We start from the raw sequence: 25,758 nt of genomic DNA, 5'->3' as shown, positions 1-25,758 counted from the left end.
CTCCGGACAGCTGAGAGAGTAGCGCCGGATGGCCAGCCTTAAGGAAATGCGCAATCGGATCGGAAGCGTGAAAGCCACGCAGAAGATCACGAAAGCCATGCAGATGGTCGCCGCGGCCAAGCTGAAGCGCGCCCAGGACCAGGCCGAGAGCGCCCGGCCCTATGCGCAGAAGATGGCCTCGGTCATCGCCAATCTGGCCGCCGGCGTCTCGGGCGCCGACGCGCCCAAGATGCTGTCGGGCACGGGCCAGGACCAGCGTCACCTGATCGTCGTGGCGACAGCGGACAAGGGTCTGGCGGGCGGTTTCTCGACCAACGTCATCCGCGCTGCGCGCGAGCGGATCAACAGCCTGATCAACGCCGGCAAGGATGTGAAGATCATCGCCGTCGGCAAGAAGTCGCGCGATCAGCTGGCGCGTCTGTACGGCGACAAGGTGGTTCACACTTTCGAACTGTCGGACCACAAGACGATCGGCCTGCCGTCGGCCCAGCCGGTCGCCGAAATGATCGCCACGGCGTTCGAAGAGGGGCAGGCCGATGTGGTCACCCTGTTCTACAGCCAGTTCAAGTCGGTGATCCAACAGGTCCCGACGGCCAAGCAGCTCATCCCGGCCGTGGTCGAGGGAGATGCGGCGCCGATCGACCTGAACGGCGCGGTCTATGAGTACGAGCCCTCGGAAGAGGAAATCCTGGAAACCCTGTTGCCGCGCGCGCTGACGACCCAGATCCTGGCCGCGCTGTACGAGAACCAGGCCGGCTTCTTCGGCTCGCAGATGGCGGCGATGGACAACGCGACGCGCAACGCGGGCGACCTCATCAACGCCCTGACGCTGCAATACAACCGCAAGCGCCAAGCCCAGATCACCACCGAGCTGATCGAGATCATCGCCGGCGCCGAAGCCCTCTGATCCCGACCGAACAGACATTCCGATACGGACCCCAACCATGACCGACACCGTCGCCGCCAAGAAACCCACAGCCCGCAAGCCCGCCGCCAAGAAGGCCGCTCCGGACGCCGCTCCCGTCAACGCCGCCGGCACGGGCAAGATCGCCCAGGTCATCGGCGCCGTCGTCGACGTCGAGTTCGACGGCCACCTGCCGGCGATCCTGAACGCCCTGCACACCCAGAACGTCGACCAGAAGACGGGCGAGCCCTTCACCCTGGTTCTGGAAGTCGCCCAGCACCTGGGTGAGAACATGGTCCGCGCCATCTCGATGGACACGACCGAAGGCCTGACGCGCGGCCAGCCCGTGACTGACACCGGTTCGTCGATCCAGGCGCCGGTCGGCCCGGGCACCCTGGGCCGCATCATGAACGTCGTCGGCCAACCGATCGACGAAGCCGGCCCGATCGCCACCGCCGAATACCGCCCGATCCACAAGGAAGCGCCCAGCTTCGAAGAGCAGTCGACCTCTTCTGAAATCCTGGTCACGGGCATCAAGGTCATCGACCTGATGTGCCCCTACACCAAGGGCGGCAAGATCGGCCTGTTCGGCGGCGCCGGCGTGGGCAAGACCGTCACCATGCAGGAGCTGATCAACAACATCGCCAAGGCGTACGGCGGTTATTCGGTTCTGGCCGGCGTGGGCGAGCGCACCCGCGAAGGCAACGACCTGTATCACGAGATGATCGAGTCCAACGTGAACGTGGACCCGTCCAAGAACGGCGGCTCGACCGAGGGCTCCAAGTGCGCCCTGGTGTACGGCCAGATGAACGAGCCCCCCGGCGCCCGCGCTCGCGTGGCCCTGACCGGCCTGTCGATCGCGGAATACTTCCGTGACGAAGAAGGCAAGGACGTGCTGCTGTTCGTCGACAACATCTTCCGCTTCACGCAAGCCGGTTCGGAAGTGTCGGCTCTGCTGGGCCGCATCCCCTCGGCCGTGGGCTATCAGCCGACGCTGGCCACCGAGATGGGCAACCTGCAAGAGCGCATCACCTCGACCAAGAAGGGTTCGATCACCTCGGTTCAGGCCATCTACGTGCCCGCCGACGACCTGACCGACCCGGCGCCCGCCGCCTCGTTCGCCCACCTGGACGCAACGACGGTTCTGAGCCGCGACATCGCCGCCCAGGCCATCTTCCCGGCCGTCGACCCGCTGGACTCGACCTCGCGGATCATGGACCCGCTGGTTATCGGCGACGAACATTACAACGTCGCCCGTTCGGTTCAGGAAGTGCTGCAGCAGTACAAGGGCCTGAAGGACATCATCGCCATCCTGGGCATGGACGAGCTGTCGGAAGAGGACAAGCTGGTCGTTTCGCGCGCCCGCAAGATCCAGCGCTTCCTGTCGCAGCCCTTCTTCGTGGCCGAACAGTTCACCAACTCGCCCGGCAAGTTCGTCGAGCTGGCCGACACGATCCGCTCGTTCAAGGGCATCGTCGCCGGTGAATACGACCACCTGCCGGAAGCCGCCTTCTACATGGTCGGCTCCATCGAAGAGGCCGTCGCCAAGGCCGAGAAGATGGCTTCGGAAGCCTGATCATGGCCGGCAAGCTGAACTTCTCCCTCGTCTCGCCGGAACGCGAGGTCTTTTCGGGCCTCGTGGACCAGGTCGATGCACCGGGCGTCGAGGGCGACTTCGGCGTTCTGCCGGACCACGCGCCCTTCATGACCGCCCTGCGCGAGGGTCTGGTGACCGTCTATAACAACGGCTCGAAGACCCAGTACGACGTTCACGGCGGCTTCGCCGACGTGAACGGCGAAGGCCTGACCATCCTGGCCGAACAGGCCACCGAGGTTGTCGCGGCCTGATCCTGATTATTTCAGTTGACGCAAACGACCCCGCCGTGATCGCGTCGGGGTCGTTTTCATTTCAGCATTGGCGATCATGAAGCGCGTCCTGACACTCATCGCTATTCCGGTGCTGCTCGGCGCCACGTCCGGCTGCGCGGCCCTGGTCGAGCCGAATCTGGACGCCAATGGGTGCCGGCCGGCCATGGTGATCTATCAACCGCCGGTGCGTATGGGCGGCGCAGGCCAGGTGATCAATATTCCAGCGTCCTGTCCCTCCGACTCGATGTTGCAGGCACGGATCGCGCGGGCCGACGCCCAGATCGTCACGGCGCAGACGCCGGTCAGCGCGCCCGCTGCGGCCGCAGCCGCAGCCCGGCCCGCGCCGCCGCCTTCGGTCGAGCCTGTCGCCGCCATTCTGAACGGCGTCGACGCGTTCTGCGGCTGGTTCCTGGGCGATAAGCCCTATTCGCTGGAGGGCCTGCGTCAGGCGGCCTTCGACGCCGGCTACGGTCGCGGAGCGCCTGTGCAGATGATCCCGCTGCCGGAAATGCGCGAGGCGCTGTCCTACAGCACGATGGGTTTCACCGCCGTCATCGCCAATCCGCCCAGCGACGGGCACGGCATGGCCGCCTTCGTGACCTTCCACGACCCGGCGTGTCAGGTGCTGGTTTATGGCTATGCCGAGGCGGCGCAAACCGCGCTGACGCGGCTGGAGAACGAAGGGTGGCGCAAGGACGGCGGGCCGATCGCCCTGCCGGAGATGACGGCGCAACGATATCGCGGCCACGGCATGACCCTGACGGCGCACAGCCCCAGCGCGCCGGCCGAGGGCGCACGGCTTGAGCTGATCCTGAACCTGACGCCCGGCGAAACCTCCACGCGGGGACTGCTGGATTAGGCGCGGTCGGCTGACAGATCGACGGCGGACGGCTAAGACCGGCCCATGACCGATCTCATCGACATCCACGGCGTCTGCGCACCCGGTTTCGAGGCCGTGCGCGAGGCGTTCGCCGCCAACTTCACCGCCGCGCCCGAGGGGCTGAATGAGCAGGCGGCGCGGTTCAGCGTGCTGGTCGAGGGCGAAACGGTCGTCGATCTGTGGGCGGGCCATGCGGATACGGCCAGGACGACGCCGTTCACCGACGCCACCCTGACCTCGGTGTTTTCGACCGGGAAGGCGGTGATGGCCATCCTGATGGCGAGCGCGGTCGAGACGGGTCAGATCGACTATGACCAGCCGGTCGCCTCGCTGTGGCCCGAGTTCGGCGCGGCGGGCAAGGCGGAGGTCACCGTCGCCCAGTTGATGAGCCACCAGTCGGGGCTGCCGGGCTTTTCAGAGGCGGTCGATGCGACGATCTGGTTCGACGTGTCCGCGGTTCTGTCGCGTCTGGCGGCGCAGGCGCCGATGTGGGCGCCGGGCTCGGCCTCGGGCTATCACCCGATCACCGTCGGCTATCTGGCCAATGAGGTCTATCGCCGCGCGACCGGACGGACGATGGGCCAAGCGCTGCGCCAGGACTTCCCGGAGCTGGACCTGTGGATCGGCCTGCCCGAAAGCGAACACGGGAGGGTGGCGCAGATGCGCAAACCCACGGCGGCGCCGAGCCTGGGGGCCATCGATCCGATCAAACAGGCGGCCTTCCTGGATCGCGGCTCGGCGCCGGGCGGGCGCGGCTCGGCGGCCTGGCGCGAGATGGAGATTCCGTCGGCCAATCTGCACGGCACGGCCTTGGGGCTGGCGAAGATGCTGGGCGTGGTCGCCAATGGCGGCGTGCTGGACGGCCGGTCGGTGCTGTCGGCGGGAACGCTGGATCAGCTGACGCGCGAGCGCATCCACGGGCCGGACAAGGTGCTGCCCTATACGATCAGCTGGGCGGCCGGTCTGATGCGCAACGACGGGCTGAAGGTGTTCGGGCCCAACGAAGCCTTCGGCCATTATGGCTGGGGCGGGTCTATGGCCATGGCCGATCCCTCGCGGAAACTGTCCGCAGCCTATGTCATGACGCGCCAGTCGCCGCACCTGATCGGCGACCCTCGGCCCAAGCGGTTGCTGGACGCGCTTTACGCCGCCTTCTGAACCGGGCCGGGCGCGGTCAGCAGGCCGATCAGGCCGGCCAAGCCCGCGCAGCCGGCGCAGGTCAGGATCACGGCCCGAAACGCCGCGTGGAAGGCGTCGCGGACGACGGGCGTGATCTCGGCGCCCGACATGACCTGGGCCAGCTGGGCGCGCGCGTCAGGCAGGTCGGCGACCCCGGCGAAGACCGCAGACAGCACCAGGCCCAAGAGGGCGACGGCCAGAAGGCTGGCCACGCGCGCCACCGCATTGTTGACGCCCGAGGCCACGCCGGTGTGGCCCGCCTTGGCGGCCCCCATCACTGTCGCCGTCAGCGGCCCGACCGCCAGGGTCATGCCGATCGCCAGCACCGTCATCCCCGCCAGAGGTCCGTCGACATAGCCCGCGCCCGGCGCAGGCACGGCGAGGAGCGCCAGTCCGATCCCGGCCAGGGCCGGCCCGACGCTGAGCGACAGACGCGCGCCGAACCGATCGGCGACCCGTCCAGCGAGGCCGGAAAACAGGCCCATGACGGCGGCGAAGGGCAGCATGGCGGCGCCGGCCTCGGTCGCGCTCCAGCCGTGCACCCGGATCAGATCGAAGGGCAGGAAGAACATCGCCCCGCCCAAGGCGAAGTAGAGCAGCAGGGTCAGCAGATTGATCCCGCTGAACACCGAAGACGAAAACAGGCCCAGCGGCATCATCGGGTGGCTCTGGCGCGCCTCGGCCCAGACGAAGGCGTGCAGCAACGCCGCGCCCACGACAAGTCCGGCCAGGATGACGGGCGATGCGAACCCCAGATCGGGCGCGGCGGTCAGGGCCCAAGTCAGGGCGCCCAGTCCGGCGACGGCCAGAACCGCGCCCAGACCGTCCAAACCGCTCGCGTCGGGATCCCGGCTCTCGGGCGTGGCGGCCAGGGTCACCACAGCGGTCAGGATCGCCAGCGGGACATTGATCCAGAAGATGGCGCGCCAGTCGGCAGCGTCGGCCAGCCATCCCCCGATCAGCGGCCCGACCATGCCGGTCAGGGCCCCGAACCCGGCCCAGGTCCCAAAGGCCTTGCCGCGCTCCTCGGGCGGGAAGGTGGCGCCGATCACCGCCAGGGCGCCGGGCGTCAGCAGGGCCGCGCCGATCCCCTGGATCGCTCGGCCGGCGACCAGGGCTTGGACGGTGGGCGCCAGGGCGCAGCCGATGGAGGCCAGGGCGAAGATCGCGACCCCAATCAGAAAGACCCGCCGCCGTCCGAACCGATCGCCGGCCGCGCCGCCGATCAGAACGAGGGCGCCCAGGGTCAGCAGATAGGCGTTCGAAACCCACTGGACCGCCGCCGTGGCGGCCGCGAGATCCCGCTGTACGGCGGGTAGGGCGACGCCCAGGGCCGAGCCGTCGATGAAGGTCAGGCTGGAGCCCAGCACCGTCGCGGCCAGCACCCAGCGTTTGCGCGACGCTGACAGCGGATGGGCCGGTTCGGCGGCGGCGTGGACCTGTCCGCCTTCGCAGGGGCCCGGTTGGGCGGTCGTCATGGCCTCGCCTCCGTGTGGGCGAAGGCTACGCCGGTTCCGCCGTGGTCTTCAACGCCTCGCGTGCGGCGCGGCTGCGATTGAAGGCGGCCAGGGCGAAGACGCCGGCGCCGGCCCAGATGAAGACGAAGGAGACGATCCGCAGCAGGGTCAGAGGCTCGCCGGTCGCGACGCCGCAGGCGAACTGCAGCGTTGGGGCCAGGAACTGGATGAAACCGACCGTGGATAGGGGCAGGCGGCGCGCCGACCAGGCGAACAGCGCCAGCGGGATCACGGTCGCCGGGCCGTTCACCAGCGCCCAGATCAGGCCGGACGGCGAGGCGAACCCGACCGCCTGACCGTGGGTGGTCAACCAGGCCAGGAAGACCGCGCCGATGGGCAGCAGCACAAGACATTCCACGAACAGACCGGTCTGGGCCGAGGCGGGCACGCGCTTTCGGATCACCGCATAGGCGCAGAAGGTGACGGCCAAGGTCAGGCCGATGATCGGCACGTGGCCCAGGGCGATGGTCTGGATCACGACCCCGACGGCGGCGAGACCGATGGCGAGTGCGCTCCAGCGGTCGATCTTCTCGCGGAACAGCACGGCGCCGGCCGCCATGTTGAGCAGGGGATTGATATAGTAGCCGAGGCTGGCCTCCAGCGTCGCGTGATGCGTGGTGGCGAAGACGTAGAGGCTCCAGTTGGTGCCGATCAGCAGCGCGGACAGGGCCAGCCAGGCCAGGGTGCGCGGCGTGGCCAGCACGCGGCGCGCCTCGCCCCATTGCCCGGCCAGCAGCAGGACCAGGCCCGCCACGAAGACCGACCAGACCGCTCGGTGCGCCAAGATTTCGGGCGCGCCAAAGCCGTGCGCCGCCATCGCCATGAACAGCAGCGGCAGCAACCCCCACAGGGTGTAGCAGGCGATAGCCGTGCCGACGGCGCGGGGGTCGTTGGGAGAGGGGGAGGCGGTCATGGGGTCCTTCATCCCCGCCGTCATCCTCGGGCTTGACCCGAGGATCGGGCGCGGCGGGCGCCTGTGCGTCGCTCGTTCGCACCAGCGGCGGAACATCCGGTCCTCGGGTCAAGCCCGAGGATGACGGGGTGGAGCGTCAGACCGTGATCGAACGATATCCCGACGACGACTTGATCACGCCCGTCTCGTCCAGAAGCTGGGCGATCTGGACGGCGTTCAAGGCGGCGCCCTTGCGCAGGTTGTCGGACACGACCCAAAGGTTCAGGCCGTTCTCGACGGTCGGATCCTTGCGGATGCGGCTGACATAGACGGCGTGTTCGCTGGCGGCGTCGACGGGGGTGATATAGCCGTCGTGCTCCTGCTTATCGATGACCAGCACGCCGGGCGCCTCGCGCAGGATGGCGCGGGCCTCGTCGGGTTCGATGGGGCGGTCGAACTGGACGTTCACGGCCTCGGAGTGACCCACGAAGACCGGCACGCGCACGCAGGTGACTGTGACCTGGATGTCGGGGTCCAGCATCTTGTGCGTCTCGTCCGACATCTTCTTCTCCTCGTCGGTGGAGCCGTCCTCGAGGAAGGAACCGATGTAGGGGATGACGTTGAAGGCGATCTGCTTGGGGAACTTCTTGGGCGTGGCGTCGCCCAGGCCGTAGATGGCCTTGGTCTGGTTCCACAGCTCGTCCATGCCTTCCTTGCCGGCGCCGGACACCGACTGATAGGTCGAGACGACCACCCGCTTGATCTTGGCGGCATCGTGCAGCGGCTTCAGCGCCGTCACCAGCTGGATGGTCGAGCAATTGGGGTTGGCGATGATGTTCTTCTTGGTCGCGTCCTTGATGGCGTCCGGATTCACCTCGGGCACGATCAGCGGCACGTCGGGGTCCTTGCGGAAGGCCGAGGAGTTGTCGATCACGATAGGACCGGCCTTGCCGATCTTCTCGGACCATTCCTTGGACACCGCGCCGCCGGCGGACATCAGGACGATATCGACCTTGGAGAAGTCGAACTGCTCGATGTCCTGGCATTTGATGGTCTTGTCGCCGAAGGAGACCTCGACGCCCTTGGACTTGCGCGAGGCGATGGCGTGGATTTCATCGACGGGGAATTCCAGCTCCTCGAGGATGTTCAGCATTTCGCGGCCCACATTGCCCGTGGCTCCGACGATGGCGACGCGATAACCCATTTCTTCTTGTCCTTCGGACGCGCTACCGCTCGGCCCACGGGGCCTCGCTGCTTGAGCGCATTGTAGTGATGGCCTTGCAAATAGGCGTTCAGGGCCGTGAAGCAATCGCTTTTCGCTGGAGGGAGCGTTAAGCACCGCTCCCATGACCTCCCGTATTCGCAACGCCTACGACATCCGCGTGGAAGAGGGCGTGCTGACGCCCGATCCGGCGCAGGAGAGCGTGATCACGGCGCTGGAGCGGCTGGAGGTCGATCTGGCCAAACGCGGCCTGTTCGGCAAGGCGCCGGAGGTCCGGGGCATTTATCTCTACGGCCCGCCCGGACGCGGCAAGTCGATGCTGATGGACCTGTTCTATTCGGCGACGCCGGAGCCGCGAAAGACGCGCGCCCACTTTCACGCCTTCATGGCCCGTATCCACGACCTGGTGAAACAGTGGCGCGAAGGGGATGCGAAGACCCGCAAGGCCGTGTTCGGCACGCATAAGGGCGACGACCCCATCCCGCCGATCGCGAAGCTGATCGCGTCGGAAGCCCGGCTGCTGTGTTTCGACGAACTGCAGGTCACCGACATCGCCGACGCCATGATCCTGGGCCGGTTGTTCGAAGCCCTGTTCGAGGATCGGGTGGTGCTGGCCATCACCTCGAACCGCGCGCCGGAGGAGCTCTACAAGAACGGCATCAACCGCCAGCTCTTCCTGCCCTTCATCGACATCATCCGCGAGCGCTGCGTGGTCGTGGAGACGGCCGGGGCGCGGGACTGGCGGCTGGACCGGATGACGTCGGCCCAGGTCTGGCACACGCCGGACGACCGCGCGGCGTTCGAGGCGTTATGGCGCGAGCTGAAGGGGGGCGAACCAGAAGAGCCGGCGCACCTGAGCGTGTTGGGCCGCGATGTGGTGGTGGAGCGCACCGTCGGGTCGATGGCGCGGGCGACGTTTAATGACCTGTGCGCCAAGCCGCTGGGGCCGCAGGACTATCTGGCCATCGCCCAGCGGTTCCACACCCTGTTTCTGGAAGACGTGCCGATCCTGGGTTCGGCCAACCACCACGAGGCGCGGCGTCTGGTGACGCTGGTGGACGCCCTCTATGAGGCCAAGACCAAGTTGATCGTGCTGGCGGCAGCCAAGCCGGAGGCCCTCTATACCGAAGGAGTGGGGGCGTTCGAGTTCGAGCGCACCGTGTCGCGCTTCAATGAAATGCAGAGCAAGGACTGGCTGGCGCACGTCCGCGACTGACGGTTAGGGTAAGGGCTGACCCCCGGAGTGTTTCCATGCGCCGTCTCGCCCTCGCCGCCGCCATTTCTTTGACCTTATCGCCGCTGACGGCGGGAGGAGCGTTCGCCCAGACGGCGCCGGCTGCGGCCAGTCGCGGTCTGACGCCGGGCGAGGTCGGGACGTGGATCACCGGGCTGGGCGGGCGGGTCGGGCCTGTGCAGACCGAGAACGGCCTGACCTTCTTCACCGTGACCAATGCGGGCCTGACCTGGGCGGTCTTCTTCTATGGCTGCGAGGCGTCTGGCTGCGGCGAGGTTCAGTTCAGCGCCGTTGTGCCGGGCGCCGGGGCCACGCTGGACAAGGTCAACGCCTGGAACCGCGACAATCGCTATCTGAAGGCCTTCCACACCGCCGCCGAAACGCCGACGGCGACGGTGCAGTACGATGTCGTCGTGCTGTCGGGCGAAGGCGTGACGCAACTGGCGGACCCGCTGACGGTTTGGCTGCAACTGCTGCCCAAGTTTGCGGCAGGCATGGGCTACGTCCCGCCGCAATGATGTCCCTCTCCCGATGGGAGAAGTGAAAGCAAAAAGGGCCTGCGGATCGCTCCGCAGGCCCTTCGTCATTCGATCGTCGCGTGGCTTACGCCAGCGAGCCGTCGATATCTTTACAGGCCTGCAGCAGGCCCTGGACCGAGGCGACGGACTTTTCAAACATCGCCTTTTCTTCGTCGTTGGTGGTGAACTCGACGATCTTCTCGACGCCGCCGGCGCCGATCAGGGCGGGGACGCCGACGTAGAGGTCCGACAGGCCGTATTCGCCCGACAGCCAGACGGCGCAGGGCAGGACGCGCTTCTGGTCCAGCAGGTAGGACTTGGCCATGGCGATGGCGGATTCCGCCGGGGCGTAGAAGGCCGAGCCGGTCTTCAGCAGGGCCACGATCTCGCCGCCGCCCTTGCGGGTGCGCTCGACGATAGCGTCCAGTTCGTCCTGCGACAGGAAGCCGGCGGCGACGGCGTCCGGCAGGGGCAGGCCGCCGACGGTCGAGTGGCGCACCATCGGCACCATGTCGTCGCCGTGACCGCCCAGGGTCCAGGCGTGGATGTCCTGCACCGACACGCCGGTCTTTTCAGCCAGGAAGTAGGCGAAGCGAGCCGAGTCCAGCACGCCGGCCATGCCGACCACCTTCTCCTTCGGCAGGCCCGAGAACTTCTGCAGGGCCCAGACCATGGCGTCGAGCGGGTTGGTGATGCAGATGACGAAGGCGTTGGGGGCGTGGGCCTTGATGCCCTCGCCGACGGCCTTCATGACCTTCAGGTTGATGCCGATCAGGTCGTCGCGGCTCATGCCCGGCTTGCGCGGCACGCCGGCGGTGACGATGCAGACGTCTGCGCCCGCGATGTCGGCATAGTCGTTGGCGCCCTTCAGGGCCACGTCCTGGCCGAAGACGGCCGAGGCCTCGGCGATGTCCAGCGCCTTGCCCTGCGGGGTGCCTTCGGCGATGTCGAACAGGATCACGTCGCCCAGGGCTTCGCGCGCGGCCACGTGGGCCAGGGTTCCGCCGATCATGCCGGCGCCGATAAGGGCGATCTTCGCGCGAGCCATGGATGTCTCCGTTTATTGCGTGTGCGAAATGGGGATTAATCGTGCGGGCGGTCTAGACCCCTCGCGCGGCTGTCGCAAGAACCTCGCTTTACGGCCTTGGTCAGGCTTGCGAAGGTCCGGCGACAACCGGAGGATTTCGATGCGCCGTTCATTCGCTTTCGCCTTGCTGCTGGCGTCGGTCGCCACGCCTGTGCTGGCCCAGACGCCGCCTGCGACGATCGGCGACCGCTATATTCCCGCACCTTGGTGGATGCGCGATCCGGTCATCGCCTCGGTCGGTCAGGTGCGGGTGGAAATTCCGGCCAACCGCGCCTCCGTCACCGCCAGTTTTCAATCGGTGGATCGCAGCGTGACGGAGGCGTCGCGCGCCGCCGCTGAACAGGTCCGAGCGCTCAGCCGGGCGCTGTCGGCCTATGGCGCGGACAAGGTCCGGGTCGAGACCAGCGTCACCACCCAGCCGCTGTATGACCAGTATCGCGACGAAAACGGGGTGATGCGCGACAACACCCGCGCCGACCGCGTGGCCCGCTATCAGGCCGACGCCTCCGTCGCCGTGACGGTTCGGGACGTAGCCCTGATCGAACGGGTCTACGCGACGATCGTCGCCGCGCGCCCGACCGCGATCGGCCGTGTGTCCTTCAGGCTCGAGCCCGACAATATTTGGAAGGCCAATCTTCAGGCCGAGGCGATTAAGGACGCCAGACGTCGCGCCGAGGCGGCGGCGGCCAATGCTGGCGCCGCTCTGGGCGGGGTTAAGATTATCGATCCGACGGGCCGAGTCTGCCAAACCGATGTGCTCGCAGGATGGCCCTCCTACGCCGCCGGGGGTGGACAGGCGACGACGGTAGACGACGTCGTTGTGACGGGTTCGCGGATCAGGGCCAATGGTTCGGCCCCGCCGCCGCCACCGCCCGCGCCGCCGCCGCCTCCGCCGAGCGACGGGGGGCCGAGCGAGGCCCAGATCGAGGCGGCGCGACTGGCGCTGCAGCCGCCGTTGCAGACCTTATTCGACAGCGCCTGCGTCATTTACGGATTGAACTGATGGGGTTCGAGGTCGCTCCGGCCTTCGAGGCAGGATCGGTGGCCGCTGCCGAATGGCCGCTGTGCCATGTGCGGCTTCAGGACGACGCCCGCTTTCCCTGGCTGATCCTGATCCCGCGCGTCGAGGGGGCGGTGGAGCTGGAAGACCTCAGTGTCGAACAGCGGACTATGTTGATGGAGGAGACGGTGCGGGCCGGGGCGCTGGTTCGGCGGCTGGGCGCGGTCGAAAAGCTGAACGTCGGCGCCATCGGCAATGTGACGGCGCAACTGCATGTCCATGTGGTCGGCCGCCGCCGCGACGACGGTCTGTGGCCCGATCCGGTCTGGGGTCGCGGGCCAGTTATTCCGTATACAGACGATGAGCGGGCGCGGCGGCTGGCGATCGTCGCCGGAAGCTAGATGATATCCAGCGGCACGGCGTGTTTCGGGGGCGGGAAGGCTGCATCCAGCCGTTCCAGATCCTCCAGGTCGAACTGGATGTCCAGCGCGTCGGCGTTGGCCTCGACGTGTTCGACGGAACTGGCTTTGGGGATGGCGATGACGCCGTCGTGGCGCAGGACGGCGGCCAGCGCCACCTGGGCCGGGCTGGCGGAATGGCGATTGGCGATGTCGCGGATCAGGGGCTGCTCCAGCAGTTCGCCTCGCCCAAGCGGCGAATAGGCCATCATCGGCATGTCGCGCGCCTGCATCCACGGGAAGAGGTCGAACTCCACCCCGCGCGAGGCGAGATTGTAGAGCAGCTGGTTGGCGGCGCAGTCCTCGCCCCCCTCGATCTCCATCAGCTGCTCCATGGCGCGCAGATCCAGGTTCGACACGCCCCAGCGGGCGATCATCCCTTCGTCGACCAGATCGCGGAAGGCCTCGACGGTCTCTTCTAAGGGTACGTGGCCTTCCCAGTGCAGTAAGTAGAGGTCCAGCCGCTCAACGCCGAGCCGTTCCAGCGACTTCTCGCAGGCCAGCATCATCTTCATCTCCGACGCATTCTCGGGCCGGACCTTGGAGACCAGAAAGACCTCGTCGCGGCGTCCGGCGATGACCTCGCCCACCAGACGTTCCGAGCGACCGTCGCCATAGAGTTCAGCCGTGTCGATCAGGGTCATGCCCAGGTCGATGCCGCGCGCCAGAGCCTGCTGCTCCTCATCGCGCCAGGCCGGGTCGTCGCCCAGCTCCCAGGTGCCTTGGCCAAGGGCGGGAACGGTCGTACCGTCCGCAAAGGTGACGAGGCGGGTCATGTCCGTCCTGACGATAATGAGCGGCGAAGACGCCGTCGGAGGAAGCGATGCGAACCCGGCATATCAAGACCGACGGTCTGGTCCAACAGGTTCTGGAGGCCGGGTTCGAGGATGACAACGCGCCGCTGGTCCTGCTGATCCACGGCTTTCCCGAACTGGGGATCAGCTGGCGCGCCCAGGTCGAGGCGATCTCGCAGGCGGGCTATCATGTCGTCGCCCCGGACATGCGGGGCTATGGCGGGACGGACAAGCCGGAGGGGATTGAGGCCTACTCCATTCTGCACCTGGTCGGCGACATGGTCGATCTGGTCCGCGCGCTGGGCAAGGCGTCTTGCTTCGTCGTCGGGCATGACTGGGGCGCGCCGGTGGCCTGGCATTGCGCCCTGTTGCGGCCGGATCTGTTCACGGCGGTGGCGGGCCTGTCGGTGCCGTTCCAGCCGCGCCGACCCAAGGGACCGCCCACGGCCGCCATGGCCGCCATCTCGAAACGGGCCGGGCTAGGCGACCTCTACATCAGCCGGTTCCAGGCGCCGGACGCCCACCGCGCGCTGGACGCCGATCCGGCGATGGCGCTGAGAAAACTGTTTTACGCCTATGACGGCGCGACCCCCGCCGATCGCAGATCGACCGGCTTCATGCCCGAAGGCGTGGCCCTGCTCGACACCATCGCCGACGACGCCACCCTGCCGCCATGGATGAGCGAGGCGCATTTCGACGAATATGTGCAGGCCTTTTCGGCGGGCGGGTTCGAAGGGCCGCTGAACTGGTATCGGGCGATGGACCTGAACTGGTCGCTGACGGCCTTCGTTCAGGACCACAAGATCACCCCGCCGGCCCTGTTCATCGTCGGCGAGGACGACCCGGTGCGCCATTACGCCGGAGGGCACGAGGCGGGCCTGAAGGACTGGGCGCCCAACCTGATCCGCTCGGTCGTCGTGCTGGACGCGGGTCACTGGATCCAGCAGGAACGGGCGGGCGAGATCAACCGCTTGCTGCTGGATTTCGTGAAGGGCCTCTAGGCCGCCTGCTTCGTCGCCATCTGCTCACGCACCTCGGCCACGATCTCCAGGCTGCGGATGCGGGCGGCGTTGTCGAACATCATGCCGGTGACCATCAGCTCGTCCACGCCGGTCAGGGCGATGAAGTCGGCAAGCTGGCGCTTGACGGTCTCCGGACCGCCGATGGCGGAATAGAGCAGGCGGCCCTTGGCGCCGGCGATCTGCTGCGGCGTCAGGATCGTGGTGATGTCGCCGACGGGCGGCGGCAGCTTGCCCGGCTTGCCGGTCGAGAGGCGGGCGAAGCTCTGCTGCACCGACGTGGACAGGCGCACGCCCTCGGCGTCCGTGTCGGCTGCGAAAACGTTGATCGCGGCCATGGCGTGGGGCTTGGCCAGGCGGTCCGAGGGGACGAACTCGCGGCGATACAGGGCCAGGGCCTCCAGCAGCAGTTCGGGCGCGAAATGGCTGGCGAAGGCGTAGGGCAGGCCGAGCTGACCGGCGAGCTGGGCGCTGAACAGGCTCGAGCCCAGAAGCCAGATCGGCACGCGCAGGCCGGCGCCGGGCACGGCGTGGACGGGCTGGTTCTCAGACGCCGGTTCGAACCACTGGATCAGTTCGACGACGTCGCGCGGAAACTGATCGGCGCCTTCGAAATAGCGCCGCAGCGCACGGGCGGTGGCGCCGTCCGTGCCGGGCGCGCGGCCCAGGCCGAGGTCGATGCGGCCAGGGAACAGGGTCTCCAGTGTGCCGAACTGTTCGGCGACGACCAGGGGCGCGTGGTTGGGCAGCATGACGCCGCCGGAGCCGACACGGATGCGCTCGGTCCCCGCCGCGACATGGCCGATGACAAGGGCGGTGGCGGCGCTGGCGATGCCGGGCATATTGTGGTGTTCGGCCAGCCAGAACCGCTCATAGCCGAGCCGGTCGGCGGCCTGGGCCAGGGCCAGGGTTTCGTCCAGGCCGCGTCGGGCGTCGCCGCCTTCGACGATGGGGGAGAGGTCGAGAACTGAAAACGGGATCATGACGCCTAGATCGGGTCTGTCCCTCGGGGTTCAAGGGCGAGGGTCTGGAACCGCAACCGGATCAGGCGCTTTAAACTCATCTCGACGAACGGAGACTGCGTCATGACCGACACCGATCCCACCAAGCCCGAAGCGGATTGCGACGACGCCCGCGAAGCCGCCGACATGGGCGAAAAGCCGGATCTGGGTCACAAGGCGGATACGCTGATCGACGCGCTGGACGGCAGCGATTCGGGATCGGACACGCGGGCAGGCTCGCTGCGCGGCGGGTCGGCAGCAGGCACGGATGACGACCCGGATTCGGCCAAGATCAATGCACATTTGGCCGAAGAAGGCTCGGCCGATAAAAGCGCGGCTGACTAGGACGACGACGCAGACTGAGCGGGCGCCTTGTCGCCGCCGCAACCATGCGCCACGGTGGCGCTCTGACCCTCTCGGTCCAAGGACGATCTCTCGATGACGCTTCGCTTGGCGGTCTCCGCCGTCGTGGTTCTGTTTTGCCTCGCAGGATGTGATCGCTCGGCCCAACCGGTCGAGGCCAAGGCTGCGCCTGAAGCGTCGGCGCCGGCCGTCGCTGATGCGACGCCTCCAGCAGCCGAAGCGCCCGCCGTCGTAGGAGGGGCTGCGCCCGCCGGCGCCGACGGCGCGCCGTCCTTTGCGGTCCTTTATCCCGGCGCACAGGTGGACGGGCAGCCGCTGGCCGCTGGCGGCGAGGCCGGGCCGGGCGGCCTGATCACCTTCACCACCACCGCCTCGCCGGACGATGTCGTCGCCTTCTATCGCGAGCGCGCCGAGAAGGCGGGCCTGCGCTCCGTCGCCGGAATGAACCAGGGTGACACGCGCGCCTATGGCGCGGCGGCGGACGCCACGAACGGCGCCTCGTTGCAGGTCGTCGCCACGCCGACCGAAACCGGCGAAACCTCGGTCCAGCTGGGCTGGAGCGCAGGTCAGTGAAGCGGGTCGCCGCCCTGGGCGCGGCGACGGCGATTCTGCTGGCCGTGGGGTGCGCCGGGGCTCCCAAGCCGGATGGCGCGATACCGACGGCGGGTTTCCTGGGCGATGAAACGATCGCCCAACTGACGGATGCGGTCCCGCCAGCTCCGGCCCCGGAATCCGTTGCGGACCTGGCGGATAAGGCGACCTCGGCGCGGTTTGCAGCGCTGGAAGACGGCGACCGATGGCTGCTGGCGACCGCCCATGCCGAGCTGCGCCCGCCCCTGGCCTTACAACATTTCGACTGCGCCTTGGGCGTGCGGCTGGGGTCGGCCGAGACGCCGGCGCTGGACCGCGTGATGGCGCGGATCTTCCATGATGCGAACAGTGCGGCCGAACGCGTCAAGGCGCGCCAGGCGCGGCTGCGGCCGGTCGGCGAAGATCCCAACCGGCGCGCCTGCCAGACCCTGACGCCGGCGGCGAGACGCAGCGCCTCCTATCCGTCCGGCAGCGCAGCGGTCGCGACGGCCTATGGCGAGGCCTTTGCGGCGCTGGAGCCGGACCGGGCCGAGGCCGTGCGCCGGATCGGCTACGAGATCGGGGTCAGCCGCCTGATTTGCGCTATGCACTATCCGACCGATGTCGCGGTCGGCGAACGGATCGGGCGGGATGTTGCGGCCAGGGTCGTCGCCACCCCGGCCTTCCAGGCGGACATGGCGGCGGCGAGGGCCGAGCTGGCGGCCGCGCGCCGCAGCGGCCTGACCAATCCCGGCTGCGCGGCCGAGCGCGCGGCCCTGGCGATCCCTCTGCCCTGATATGACGGCGGCGCTGGCCCTGGCCTTGCTGACCTTTCAGGCGCCGGCCGACCGGCCGTGCACGCCGCAAGAGGTGGCGGCGCTGACGGCGCCATCGACGCAGCCGTATCGCCTGACGTGCCAAGCCGATCTGTCGGGCGTCGATATCCGCCGCCGCGTGCTGATTGAGGGCGCGGAAGGCTCAGGGGCGTCACTGGATTGCGGGGGCGGGACGATCCGCGCGCCGGGCCCGGCGACGACCGCCGCGCCGACCATCGCCGTCTGGTCTCGCCGCGAGGGCGATCGGTGGTCGCGGCCCATTGATGTGACGATCCGAAACTGCACCGTCGTCGGCAATGTGCGGATCTGGGGCATGGGGGCGGGCGGATCGATGCGCGATCTGCTGGCCTCATCACGCACCGCCGGACATACGCAAGCCGCCCAGTCCGCCGCGCCGATCCGCGTTACCCTGGATCGGGTTCGGTTCGAGGGCGTGGGGACCATTCCCCTGTATGTCGGACCCGGAGTGACGCGCACCACAGTGACGCGATCCCGTTTTGTGGGCCGTTCGACCTCGACCGCCGTCTATCTGGACGCCGAGAGCGCAGGCGCGCTGATCCAGGACAACGATTTCGATATCCGCACCGGACGCGAGCAGATCGCGGTGGACGGGTCGGGCGCCAACCGCATCGTCGGCAACCGGCTGGCGTTGCACGGCAAGGGCGGGGTGTTTCTGTACCGCAATTGCGGCGAGGACGGCGTGATCCGCCACCAGACGCCGTCGTATAATCAGATTACGGACAATCTGTTCACCGGCGCGGGCTGGCTGAGGCCACGCGCGGTTGTGATCGGGTCGCGCGAGGGCGGACGACGCTACTGCGGCGACGACCGCGGCTGGCCGTTCGGGTCCAGCGCGGACGACGGCGACGGGGCTACGGGCAATCTGACGGCTCGGAACATCGTGCGGCGCTGATCGGACGCCTTGCGCAGAGCGGTGGTTCGGGGCTGATTGCGGGACAGAGCGATCGGGGGATTGGATATGCGGTGGGTGTTGTTTCTGGCGTCCCTTGTGGCGGCCCTCGGCTTGGCGGTGCTGACCGCGCAGACGCCCAAACCCCTGCCCGCTTCGACGCCTGCGGTTCAGTTCTCGGCCGCGCGCGCCATGATGGACGTGAACCGGATCGCACGAGCGCCGCATCCCGTCGGCTCTGCTGAACATCGGCAGGTTCAGACCTATCTCGGCCAAAGGCTGACGGCGCTGGGGCTTCAGCCCAGCTTGCAGACCGGCTCCCTGTCGCCCGCCGCCGTCGCGCGAATCGAGCGGGAGGGCGGAAACGCGGGCGGCGTTCAGGCGGTCAATATCGTCGGGGTCCTGCCGGGGCGTGACCCCGGCCTGCCCGCTGTCGCCCTGATGGCCCACTACGACAGCGTGCCGAACTCGCCCGGCGCCGCCGACGATGCGACCGGCGTCGCCGCCATTTTGGAGGCCGTGCGCGCGATCAAGGCGCGGGGCGGCGCCGAGCGCACGCTGGTGGTCCTGTTCACCGACGCCGAGGAGCTGAATCTGGACGGGGCGCGGGCCTTCTTCAGCGAACATCCGCTGCGCGACGACATCGGCGCGGTGATCAATCTGGAGGCGCGGGGCGGCGGCGGGCGCGCCATGATGTTTGAGACCGGACCCGGCAACGCCCAGACCATCGCCCGCTATGCGCAGGCGACCCGGAGGGCGACGGGCGGGCCGTCCAGCAACGCCCTGGCCATCTTCGTCTATCGGCTGATGCCCAATGGCACGGACTTCACCGTGGCGGCGGATCGGAGGTTGGCGGGGATCAACCTGGCCTTCATCGGCCGTCCGGCGCAGTATCATTCACCGTCCTCGACGCCGCAGGCGCTGGATCAGGGCAGCGTGCAGCATATCGGTTCCCAGGCGTTGGAAATGGCCGATGACCTTTTGCGGGCGCCTGCCCTGCCGCAGGCGACACAGAATGCGGTCTATGCCGACGTCTTCGGCCTGTTCGTCGTGCAGCATTCTCCGGCGATCGGTTGGGTCCTGCTGATTGTGGGGGGTCTCGCGACGGCCTTCGCCGCATGGGGCGCACGCCACGCCACGGGCTTGCGGGCGACGTCGGTCGTGCGGGGCGCGGCGGATGGCCTGTGGCTGTTGGCCAGTGCGGTGGTGGTGGGACAGGCGGTGCGCGCCCTGGCCGGGCCGATCGGTCGTCGCGTGGATTCAGCCGACCTCTATTACACCTTGCTGCGTCGCCTGCCGGTTCTGGAAATCGCCGTGGCCCTGGCCATGCTGGCCCTGATTCTGATGCTGACCGCGGGGCGACGGCTGCTGGGCCGATGGGGCGCAGCTGGAGTGATACTGGCCGCATTCGCACTTGCAGCGGCGCTGGGCGGTTTCAGCCTGCCGGTCCTGGGGGCGACGGTGATCGCGCTGGCGCTCAGCCTGGGGCGGCCGAAACCGCAGGACGCAGACGCCGTCTGGGGCGGCTGGCTGGGGCTGATCGTCCTGGTTTTGATCCTGGGCGGCGGGGTGCAGGCGGCGGCGCCTGAAGCCGCTTTCCTGCTGCTGTGGCCCGGTCTGATCGCCGCCCTGGCGGCCGCGTCGACGGCGGTGATCGGCGCCCGCTTCGGCTCGTGGGCGTCCTTGGCGCCCGCCGTCGTCGCCACAGCCCTGGTCGGCGGGTGGTTGCTGGTTCAGGGGCACGGCGTTTTCCTGGGCGTCGGCATGGACATGCCTGGCGCGGTGGGGCCGATCGCCCTGATGATCGCGATGCTGGTCCGCCCGCTGGCGCCGCGCTCGGGGCGGGCCTTGCCGATCTTCGCCGCCGCCAGCCTGGCGCTGGCCGTCGCGGTCGCCGTGGGGGCCAGGTTGGTCGCTTGATCCGGATGCGTTTGGCAGTCGTCCGCGCGATCAAACCGGGCTAAGCATACCGCTGCTGTTTCTCGGGGCCTCGGCGCGTTTGCACCATCTTCACGTCAATCCGTTCACCGTCCTGTCGCTGGCGATCGCGATCCTGGGCGCGTGGACGGCTCTGGATTTGTTCAACCGCACCCGCGACCAGATCGGCGCGACGCGATTGCGTTGGTTGGGCGTGGCCGCCCTGGCGCTGGGCGTCAGCATCTGGTCGATGCATTTCATCGCCATGCTGGGGTTCGAGGCCGAAGGCCCCGTCTTCTATGATCCCGGCCTGACGCTGGTCTCCTTCCTGCTGGCGACGGCCGGCACGTCCGCGGCCTTCCTGACGGCGGGGACGGCGCAGGCCAGCCCCTTGCGACTGGCGCCGGCGGCCCTGCTGATGGGCGGGTCCATCGTCGCCATGCACTATGTCGGGATGGCGGCGATGCGGATGAACGCCGTCCTGAGTTATCAGCCCGTGCTGGTCGCCCTGTCGGTCGTGGTGGCGGTCGCCGCCGCCTACGCCGCCCTGATCGCGGCCCGTCAGGAGCGGGGTCTGGCCTGGCGCGCGGTCGCCGCCGTGATCCTGGGTCTGGCCATCGTCTCCATGCACCATATCGGCATGGCGGCCCTGATCCTGACCCCGATCGCCGACGCGGGGCCGTTGCAGGGTGGGGCGTCGCCGGTCGTATTGGCGGTCGCGGTGACGACCGGCGCGGTCACGCTGCTGTTTCTCGCGCTGGGCGCCTCGATCATGGATCAGCGGGCCAATGTTCTGGCGGCCGTGGACGCCGGCGGCGTTGGCTTCTGGGAAGCGACCCTGCCGATGAAGACGACGATGATGTCAGGCCGCGCGCGCGAAATCCTGTCCATCGATCCGTCCTGCCGCCTTGGCCCGAGCGAGGTCGGCGACCGTCTGTCGCCCGAGGATCTGCCGTTGCATCGTCAGGCGCTGGAGCGCGCCCTGGCGGGGGAGGGCGAATACGATCAGGAATGGCGTCTGCCGGCCTCTGGCCGGTGGATCCATCTGCGAGGACGCCTTATCCGCAGTCGTTCGGGCCGGCCGATCAAGATGTCGGGCGTCATCACCGACATCACCGATCGTCGCGAGGCCTTCGCCGCCTTGGCCGACAGCGAACGCTTGCAGCGATTGCTGATCAACGAATTGAACCACCGGGTGAAGAACACTCTGGCCACAGTGCAATCCATCGCCCACCAGACCGCACGGCGTACGCCGGATGTCGCCACCTTCACCGCCCTTTTCGAGGCGCGGCTGGTGGCTCTGTCCAATACTCAGAATCTGCTGACAGCCGCGAACTGGGAGCATGTCGATCTGCGCGCCATGCTGGCTCAGGAACTGGCCCCCTATGCCGAGGAACAGGTTCGCCTGACCGGTCCGGCCGTCGATCTGAACGCGCAACAGACGTTGGGGATGGGGATGGTCTTTCACGAGCTGGCGGTGAACGCCGCCAAATACGGCGCCCTGTCGAACGCCTCGGGCTGTGTGCGGATCGACTGGTCCGTGGCGGAAGGCCATCTGCTGTTGGATTGGGTGGAAAGTGGCGGGCCGGCGGTGTCGCCGCCTCAGCGCAAGGGCTTCGGTTCGGTGCTGATCGACTCGACGATCAACCGCTCGCTGCACGGCTCGGCGGTCATGACTTACGACCCCGAGGGCGCCAGCTTCAGCCTGCGCCTTCCGCTTTAGCCGGCGTCAAAAACGGTCGTAGGTTTTGGGTGTTCTCGTTTTGATCAATGAGAACATCTTGTGAACCAGAACAAACCATGCACATAGTCTGCCTCACGAAACGGGGGCGGGTCCAGGCGGGTCTCTCCCAAGCTGAATGACGGGAATCATGGCAAGGGAGACGAAGGCAATGGCTTCACAGGCGGCACTCAAATTGGTGGGCAAGGACGACGGCGACAAGCAACGCGCCCTGGAGGCGGCGATCGCGCAGATTGATCGCGCCTTCGGCAAGGGCTCGGTGATGAAACTGGGCAAGGCGGGCGTGGTCGCCGAGATCGACAGCGTCTCGACCGGCTCGCTGGGCCTGGACATGGCGCTGGGCATCGGCGGCCTGCCGGTCGGGCGGGTGATCGAGGTGTTCGGCCCGGAATCCTCGGGCAAGACGACCTTGGCTCTGCACACCGTCGCGGAAGTGCAGAAGAAGGGCGGGGTCGCCGCCTTCGTCGACGCCGAACATGCGCTGGACCCGGTCTACGCCCAGAAGCTGGGCGTCAATCTGGATGATCTTCTGGTGTCGCAGCCGGACACTGGCGAGCAGGCGCTGGAGATCGTGGATACGCTGGTTCGGTCGGGCGCCGTCGATATTGTGGTCGTCGATTCCGTCGCAGCCTTGACGCCGCGCGCCGAGATCGAGGGCGAGATGGGCGACAGCCTCCCGGGCCTTCAGGCGCGCCTGATGAGCCAGGCGCTGCGCAAGCTGACCGCCTCGATCTCCAAGTCGAAATGCATTGTGCTGTTCATCAACCAGATCCGCCACAAGATCGGTGTCATGTACGGCTCGCCCGAGACGACGACGGGCGGCAATGCGCTGAAGTTCTACGCCTCGGTGCGTCTGGATATCCGCCGCACCGGCGCGATCAAGAACCGTGACGAGGTGGTCGGCAACACCACCCGGGTCAAGGTGGTCAAGAACAAGGTCGCCCCGCCATTCCGCGAGGTCATCTTCGACATCATGTACGGCGAAGGCATCTCCAAGCTGGGCGAAGTCATCGACTTGGGCGTCAAGGCTGGCATCATCGAGAAGTCGGGCAGCTGGTTCAGCTATGACTCCACCCGGATCGGTCAGGGCCGCGAGAATGTGCGCGAGTTCCTGAAGCAGAACCCCGACATCGCGGCCTCGATCGAAAAGGCTGTGCGCGCCTCGACCAACAAGATCGCCGACGAACTGCTGGGCACGCCCGAGCCGGACGAAGGCCAGGACCTGGAAGGCTGACGCCAGCCTCCGAGGCTGGGCGGACTGTCAGAGTTCGTCCTGTCTCGGTCCGGTCTTTTCACCGCTACTCCGTCGCCCCTAGCGACCCGCCACCGACCCCGCGAAGGGCGGCGGAGCGACCCGCTCGACCTCGTGTCGAGCGGGTCTTTTTCTTTTGTGAGCGGTGCTGATCTTTTTTTCGTCATTCCGGGCGAAGCGTAGCGCAGAACCAGGACCCAGCGGCGCGCGTGAGCGCGAAGCTGTCGCGGACTCGACGCCCCGAGATCCTGCGATGGAACGATCGCCGCCGGCGCCGCTGGGTCCCCCGGTCGCGCATCGCGCGCCGGAGGATGACGAAAGTCAAACGCCAAACGAAAACGGGCGACCCGAAGGCCGCCCGTTCCGTCTGTGGATGTCCGCGACCGATCAGGCGGCGGCCTTCTCCGGGGCGAACTTGCCATAGAAGGTTTCGTTCTTCGCCGCCATGTCGCGCAGCAACTGCGGGACCTTGAAGCGGTCGCCATAGGTCGCGGCCAGACGGTCTGCGGTTTCGACGAATTTGGCCAGGCCGATGCCGTCGATCATGCTGATCGGGCCGCCGGTCCAGGGCGCGAAGCCCCAGCCCAGAATGGCGCCCAGATCGGCTTCGCGCGGATCGTCGATGACGCCCTCTTCCCAGCAACGTGCCACTTCGACGGCCTGACGATACAGAAGGCGCGTCTTCAGCTCGTCGATCTGGGCGAAGGCGGTCGGCTCTTCCGGCTGATCGATGCCCTTGGTGGTGGGGGCCAGTTCGCCCAGACCCTTCCAGATCGTCTTGGGCTTGCTGTCATAGTCGTAGAAGCCCTTGCCGTTCTTGCGCCCGAAGCGACCGCCCTCGACCATCTTGGCGACGATGTCGGCGCCTTCCGACGGGACGTATTTGTCGCCGAGATCCAGCGCCGTCTGTTTGGCGATCTTGTAGGACAGGTCCAGGGCGACGTCGTCGTGCATCTCCAGCGGGCCGCGCGGCATGCCGGTCATGCGACCGACATTGTCGATCAGCGCGGGGCCGTAGCCCTCTTCCAGCATCGCCATACCCTCCATCAGGAAGGTGGAGAAGCAGCGCGAGGTGTAGAAACCGCGGCTGTCGTTGACGACGATCGGCGTCTTCTTGATCTTCAGCACATAGTCCAGCGCCTTGGCGATGGCGGCCTGACCCGTCTTTTCGCCCAGGATGATCTCGACCAGCATCATTTTGTCGACGGGCGAGAAGAAGTGGATGCCGATAAAGTCCTTGGGCCGCACCGAGGCCTCGGCCAGACCGGTGATCGGCAGGGTCGAGGTGTTGGAGCCGAAGACGGCGCCCTCGGCCAGTTGCGCCTCGGCGCGCTTGGTCACATCGGCCTTGATCTCGCGGTTTTCGAACACGGCCTCGACGACCAGGTCCGAGCCCTTGATCAGCTCATAGTCGGTCGTCGCCGTGACCGAACCCAGCAGGGCGTCATACTTCTCCTGCGTCAGCTGACCGCGTGACAAGCGCTTCTTCAGCAGCTCCTCGACGTGGGCCTTGCCCTTGTCGGCGGCTTCCTGCGTCTGGTCGATCAGGATGGTTTCGATGCCGGCCAGCGCCTGCACATAGGCGATGCCCGCGCCCATCATGCCGGCGCCGATGACCGTGACCTTCTTCGGATCGGACTTGGGCACGCCGGCCGGGCGAACGGCGCCCTTGTCCAGCTCCTGCTTGGACAGGAACAGCGAACGGATCATGGCCTGCGCCTGCGGCGTCATCAGGGTCTTGATGAAGTAGCGGGTCTCGATGCGCAGGGCCGCGTCCATCGGCACCTGGGCGCCTTCGTAAACGGCCTTCATCAGGTTCACGACGGCCGGATAGTTGCCGTAGGACTGCTTGCGCAGCATGGCGTTGCCGACCATGAAGTTCTGGATGCCGGCCGGGTGATAGGGGCCTCCGCCGGGCAGTTTGAACGACTTCTCGTCCCAGGGCTGGACGGCCTTGCCGCCGTTCTTGATCCAGGCCTTGGCGGCCTCGACCGACTGGCCTTTCTCGACCACCTCGTGGACGATCCCTGCGCTCTTTGCGTCGTTCGGGCGGAAGGACTTGCCCTCGCTCATCGCCATCATGGCGTTCTGGACGCCGACCAGGCGGGTCAGGCGCTGGGTGCCGCCGCCGCCGGGGAACAGACCCACCTTGATCTCGGGCAGGCCCAGCTGGATCTTGTTGTCGTTCTCGACCACGCGGTAGTGGGCCGCCAGGGTGAACTCCAGCCCGCCGCCCAAAGCGAGGCCGTTGATCGCGGCCGCGATCGGCTTGCCCGAGGTCTCCAGCGCACGGAACGCGCCGTTCAGCTTCCAGCCGGCGTCGAACGCCTTCTGCAGGTCGCCGCCGCCCGACAGCACGCCGCCGGCCATGTCGCCCAGGTCCGCGCCGGCGCAGAAGCCCGAGGCCTTGCCCGAGGTGATGACGGCGCCCTTGATGGCGTCGTCGGTCTTGATGCGTTCGACCAGTTCGGGGATTTCCTTCATCACCGAGGAGGTCAGGGTGTTCATCGAACGGCCCGGAACGTCGAAGGTGATCAGGGCGATGCCGTCGGCGTCGACGTCGATCTTGAAGTTTTCCATATCCATTTGCTCCTG

24 protein-coding genes are annotated in these 25,758 nt (G+C 67.5%); 17 read left to right on the top strand and 7 right to left on the bottom strand.

What is annotated here, in order from left to right:
• Positions 1-28: 28 nt before the first annotated feature.
• The 5 genes from A4249_RS12725 to A4249_RS12705 all read left to right on the top strand — a co-directional run bounded on the left by A4249_RS12725 (position 29) and on the right by A4249_RS12705 (position 4,811).
• A complete protein-coding gene (locus tag A4249_RS12725; RefSeq protein WP_045809980.1) occupies positions 29-907 on the top strand; it encodes a F0F1 ATP synthase subunit gamma in 879 nt (292 codons plus the stop codon).
• A gap of 37 nt (positions 908-944) precedes the next feature.
• Entirely contained in the window at positions 945-2,480 is a 1,536-nt protein-coding gene (gene atpD, locus A4249_RS12720; RefSeq protein ID WP_066553156.1) for a F0F1 ATP synthase subunit beta, read from the top strand.
• Positions 2,481-2,482: 2 nt separating this feature from the next.
• Positions 2,483-2,752: an ATP synthase F1 subunit epsilon gene (locus tag A4249_RS12715; protein WP_039243854.1), complete on the top strand. Its 270-nt coding sequence runs from the start codon at positions 2,483-2,485 to the stop codon at positions 2,750-2,752.
• A gap of 76 nt (positions 2,753-2,828) precedes the next feature.
• Positions 2,829-3,632 (top strand): hypothetical protein, encoded by an 804-nt coding sequence (locus tag A4249_RS12710; protein WP_066553154.1) that lies wholly within the window; start codon positions 2,829-2,831, stop codon positions 3,630-3,632.
• 45 nt (positions 3,633-3,677) lie between these two features.
• Positions 3,678-4,811, top strand: coding sequence for a serine hydrolase domain-containing protein (locus A4249_RS12705; protein WP_066553153.1), 1,134 nt, complete (start codon positions 3,678-3,680; stop codon positions 4,809-4,811).
• Here A4249_RS12705 and A4249_RS12700 read toward each other — a convergent pair.
• From A4249_RS12700 to A4249_RS12690, 3 genes are all read right to left on the bottom strand, one after another.
• Complete coding sequence (locus tag A4249_RS12700; protein ID WP_066553151.1) at positions 4,796-6,310, bottom strand: MFS transporter; 1,515 nt, start codon at positions 6,308-6,310, stop codon at positions 4,796-4,798. The genes A4249_RS12705 and A4249_RS12700 overlap by 16 nt on opposite strands.
• 25 nt (positions 6,311-6,335) lie before the next feature.
• Positions 6,336-7,262 carry an EamA family transporter RarD gene (gene rarD, locus A4249_RS12695; RefSeq protein WP_066555171.1) on the bottom strand — a complete coding sequence of 309 codons (927 nt, stop codon included), beginning with the start codon at positions 7,260-7,262 and terminating at the stop codon, positions 6,336-6,338.
• A gap of 136 nt (positions 7,263-7,398) precedes the next feature.
• Entirely contained in the window at positions 7,399-8,445 is a 1,047-nt protein-coding gene (locus A4249_RS12690) for an aspartate-semialdehyde dehydrogenase (protein ID WP_066553148.1), read from the bottom strand.
• Positions 8,446-8,587: 142 nt separating this feature from the next.
• On the opposite strand from A4249_RS12690, the gene zapE reads away from it, so the two are divergent.
• Entirely contained in the window at positions 8,588-9,679 is a 1,092-nt protein-coding gene (zapE, locus tag A4249_RS12685) for a cell division protein ZapE (RefSeq protein ID WP_066553146.1), read from the top strand.
• 35 nt (positions 9,680-9,714) lie between these two features.
• Complete coding sequence (locus A4249_RS12680) at positions 9,715-10,215, top strand: YbjN domain-containing protein (protein ID WP_066553144.1); 501 nt, start codon at positions 9,715-9,717, stop codon at positions 10,213-10,215.
• Between the two features lie 85 nt (positions 10,216-10,300).
• On the opposite strand, the gene mdh is transcribed toward A4249_RS12680, so the two are convergent.
• The gene (gene mdh, locus A4249_RS12675; RefSeq protein WP_066553143.1) at positions 10,301-11,263 is read right to left on the bottom strand and encodes a malate dehydrogenase; all 963 of its coding nucleotides are present in this window, start codon (positions 11,261-11,263) and stop codon (positions 10,301-10,303) included.
• Positions 11,264-11,402: 139 nt separating this feature from the next.
• Between mdh and A4249_RS12670 the strand changes: the two genes are divergently transcribed.
• Positions 11,403-12,305: an SIMPL domain-containing protein gene (locus tag A4249_RS12670; RefSeq protein ID WP_066553142.1), complete on the top strand. Its 903-nt coding sequence runs from the start codon at positions 11,403-11,405 to the stop codon at positions 12,303-12,305.
• Entirely contained in the window at positions 12,302-12,703 is a 402-nt protein-coding gene (locus tag A4249_RS12665; protein WP_442854502.1) for an HIT domain-containing protein, read from the top strand. Before A4249_RS12670 ends, A4249_RS12665 begins: the two co-directional genes overlap by 4 nt.
• Here A4249_RS12665 and A4249_RS12660 read toward each other — a convergent pair.
• Positions 12,700-13,536 (bottom strand): aldo/keto reductase, encoded by an 837-nt coding sequence (locus tag A4249_RS12660; RefSeq protein WP_055754301.1) that lies wholly within the window; start codon positions 13,534-13,536, stop codon positions 12,700-12,702. The genes A4249_RS12665 and A4249_RS12660 overlap by 4 nt on opposite strands.
• Positions 13,537-13,583: 47 nt before the next feature.
• Between A4249_RS12660 and A4249_RS12655 the strand changes: the two genes are divergently transcribed.
• Positions 13,584-14,555 (top strand): alpha/beta fold hydrolase, encoded by a 972-nt coding sequence (locus A4249_RS12655; RefSeq protein WP_066553138.1) that lies wholly within the window; start codon positions 13,584-13,586, stop codon positions 14,553-14,555.
• On the opposite strand, the gene A4249_RS12650 is transcribed toward A4249_RS12655, so the two are convergent.
• Positions 14,552-15,556 (bottom strand): LLM class flavin-dependent oxidoreductase, encoded by a 1,005-nt coding sequence (locus A4249_RS12650; protein ID WP_066553136.1) that lies wholly within the window; start codon positions 15,554-15,556, stop codon positions 14,552-14,554. The two genes, A4249_RS12655 and A4249_RS12650, sit on opposite strands and share 4 nt — an antisense overlap.
• Before the next feature lie 102 nt (positions 15,557-15,658).
• Between A4249_RS12650 and A4249_RS12645 the strand changes: the two genes are divergently transcribed.
• The 7 genes from A4249_RS12645 (at position 15,659) to recA (ending at position 23,145) form a co-directional block, all read left to right on the top strand.
• Entirely contained in the window at positions 15,659-15,919 is a 261-nt protein-coding gene (locus tag A4249_RS12645; protein WP_066553134.1) for a ribonuclease, read from the top strand.
• A gap of 93 nt (positions 15,920-16,012) precedes the next feature.
• Positions 16,013-16,510: a hypothetical protein gene (locus tag A4249_RS12640; protein ID WP_066553131.1), complete on the top strand. Its 498-nt coding sequence runs from the start codon at positions 16,013-16,015 to the stop codon at positions 16,508-16,510.
• Positions 16,507-17,304 (top strand): phosphatase PAP2 family protein, encoded by a 798-nt coding sequence (locus tag A4249_RS12635; protein ID WP_066553128.1) that lies wholly within the window; start codon positions 16,507-16,509, stop codon positions 17,302-17,304. The genes A4249_RS12640 and A4249_RS12635 overlap by 4 nt, the downstream gene beginning before the upstream one ends.
• A 1-nt stretch (position 17,305) precedes the next feature.
• Positions 17,306-18,256: a right-handed parallel beta-helix repeat-containing protein gene (locus A4249_RS12630; RefSeq protein ID WP_066553125.1), complete on the top strand. Its 951-nt coding sequence runs from the start codon at positions 17,306-17,308 to the stop codon at positions 18,254-18,256.
• Between the two features lie 66 nt (positions 18,257-18,322).
• Positions 18,323-20,173, top strand: coding sequence for a M20/M25/M40 family metallo-hydrolase (locus A4249_RS12625; RefSeq protein WP_066553120.1), 1,851 nt, complete (start codon positions 18,323-18,325; stop codon positions 20,171-20,173).
• 79 nt (positions 20,174-20,252) lie between these two features.
• Entirely contained in the window at positions 20,253-21,893 is a 1,641-nt protein-coding gene (locus A4249_RS12620; RefSeq protein WP_066553118.1) for an MHYT domain-containing protein, read from the top strand.
• Between the two features lie 169 nt (positions 21,894-22,062).
• The gene (gene recA, locus A4249_RS12615; protein ID WP_055807377.1) at positions 22,063-23,145 is read left to right on the top strand and encodes a recombinase RecA; all 1,083 of its coding nucleotides are present in this window, start codon (positions 22,063-22,065) and stop codon (positions 23,143-23,145) included.
• Positions 23,146-23,550: 405 nt separating this feature from the next.
• Here recA and A4249_RS12610 read toward each other — a convergent pair whose 3' ends face one another.
• Positions 23,551-25,743, bottom strand: coding sequence for a 3-hydroxyacyl-CoA dehydrogenase NAD-binding domain-containing protein (locus tag A4249_RS12610; protein WP_066555169.1), 2,193 nt, complete (start codon positions 25,741-25,743; stop codon positions 23,551-23,553).
• Between the last annotated feature and the right edge of the window lie 15 nt (positions 25,744-25,758).

Source organism: Brevundimonas sp. GW460-12-10-14-LB2 (assembly GCF_001636925.1).
Classification (GTDB): domain Bacteria; phylum Pseudomonadota; class Alphaproteobacteria; order Caulobacterales; family Caulobacteraceae; genus Brevundimonas; species Brevundimonas vesicularis.
Note: the sequence above shows the minus strand (reverse complement) of the source record. Positions and strands in the feature narration are given on the sequence as shown.

Coding starts and splice junctions, on each gene's coding strand:
- A4249_RS12660 (WP_055754301.1), bottom strand. CDS start 13,536: ATGACCCGCCTCGTCACCTTTGCGGACGGTACGACCGTTCCCGCCCTT.
- atpD (WP_066553156.1), top strand. CDS start 945: ATGACCGACACCGTCGCCGCCAAGAAACCCACAGCCCGCAAGCCCGCC.
- A4249_RS12630 (WP_066553125.1), top strand. CDS start 17,306: ATGACGGCGGCGCTGGCCCTGGCCTTGCTGACCTTTCAGGCGCCGGCC.
- zapE (WP_066553146.1), top strand. CDS start 8,588: ATGACCTCCCGTATTCGCAACGCCTACGACATCCGCGTGGAAGAGGGC.
- rarD (WP_066555171.1), bottom strand. CDS start 7,262: ATGACCGCCTCCCCCTCTCCCAACGACCCCCGCGCCGTCGGCACGGCT.
- recA (WP_055807377.1), top strand. CDS start 22,063: ATGGCTTCACAGGCGGCACTCAAATTGGTGGGCAAGGACGACGGCGAC.
- A4249_RS12725 (WP_045809980.1), top strand. CDS start 29: ATGGCCAGCCTTAAGGAAATGCGCAATCGGATCGGAAGCGTGAAAGCC.
- A4249_RS12650 (WP_066553136.1), bottom strand. CDS start 15,556: ATGATCCCGTTTTCAGTTCTCGACCTCTCCCCCATCGTCGAAGGCGGC.
- A4249_RS12670 (WP_066553142.1), top strand. CDS start 11,403: ATGCGCCGTTCATTCGCTTTCGCCTTGCTGCTGGCGTCGGTCGCCACG.
- A4249_RS12700 (WP_066553151.1), bottom strand. CDS start 6,310: ATGACGACCGCCCAACCGGGCCCCTGCGAAGGCGGACAGGTCCACGCC.
- A4249_RS12715 (WP_039243854.1), top strand. CDS start 2,483: ATGGCCGGCAAGCTGAACTTCTCCCTCGTCTCGCCGGAACGCGAGGTC.
- A4249_RS12690 (WP_066553148.1), bottom strand. CDS start 8,445: ATGGGTTATCGCGTCGCCATCGTCGGAGCCACGGGCAATGTGGGCCGC.
- mdh (WP_066553143.1), bottom strand. CDS start 11,263: ATGGCTCGCGCGAAGATCGCCCTTATCGGCGCCGGCATGATCGGCGGA.
- A4249_RS12655 (WP_066553138.1), top strand. CDS start 13,584: ATGCGAACCCGGCATATCAAGACCGACGGTCTGGTCCAACAGGTTCTG.
- A4249_RS12640 (WP_066553131.1), top strand. CDS start 16,013: ATGACGCTTCGCTTGGCGGTCTCCGCCGTCGTGGTTCTGTTTTGCCTC.
- A4249_RS12705 (WP_066553153.1), top strand. CDS start 3,678: ATGACCGATCTCATCGACATCCACGGCGTCTGCGCACCCGGTTTCGAG.
- A4249_RS12610 (WP_066555169.1), bottom strand. CDS start 25,743: ATGGAAAACTTCAAGATCGACGTCGACGCCGACGGCATCGCCCTGATC.
- A4249_RS12680 (WP_066553144.1), top strand. CDS start 9,715: ATGCGCCGTCTCGCCCTCGCCGCCGCCATTTCTTTGACCTTATCGCCG.
- A4249_RS12645 (WP_066553134.1), top strand. CDS start 15,659: ATGACCGACACCGATCCCACCAAGCCCGAAGCGGATTGCGACGACGCC.
- A4249_RS12625 (WP_066553120.1), top strand. CDS start 18,323: ATGCGGTGGGTGTTGTTTCTGGCGTCCCTTGTGGCGGCCCTCGGCTTG.
- A4249_RS12710 (WP_066553154.1), top strand. CDS start 2,829: ATGAAGCGCGTCCTGACACTCATCGCTATTCCGGTGCTGCTCGGCGCC.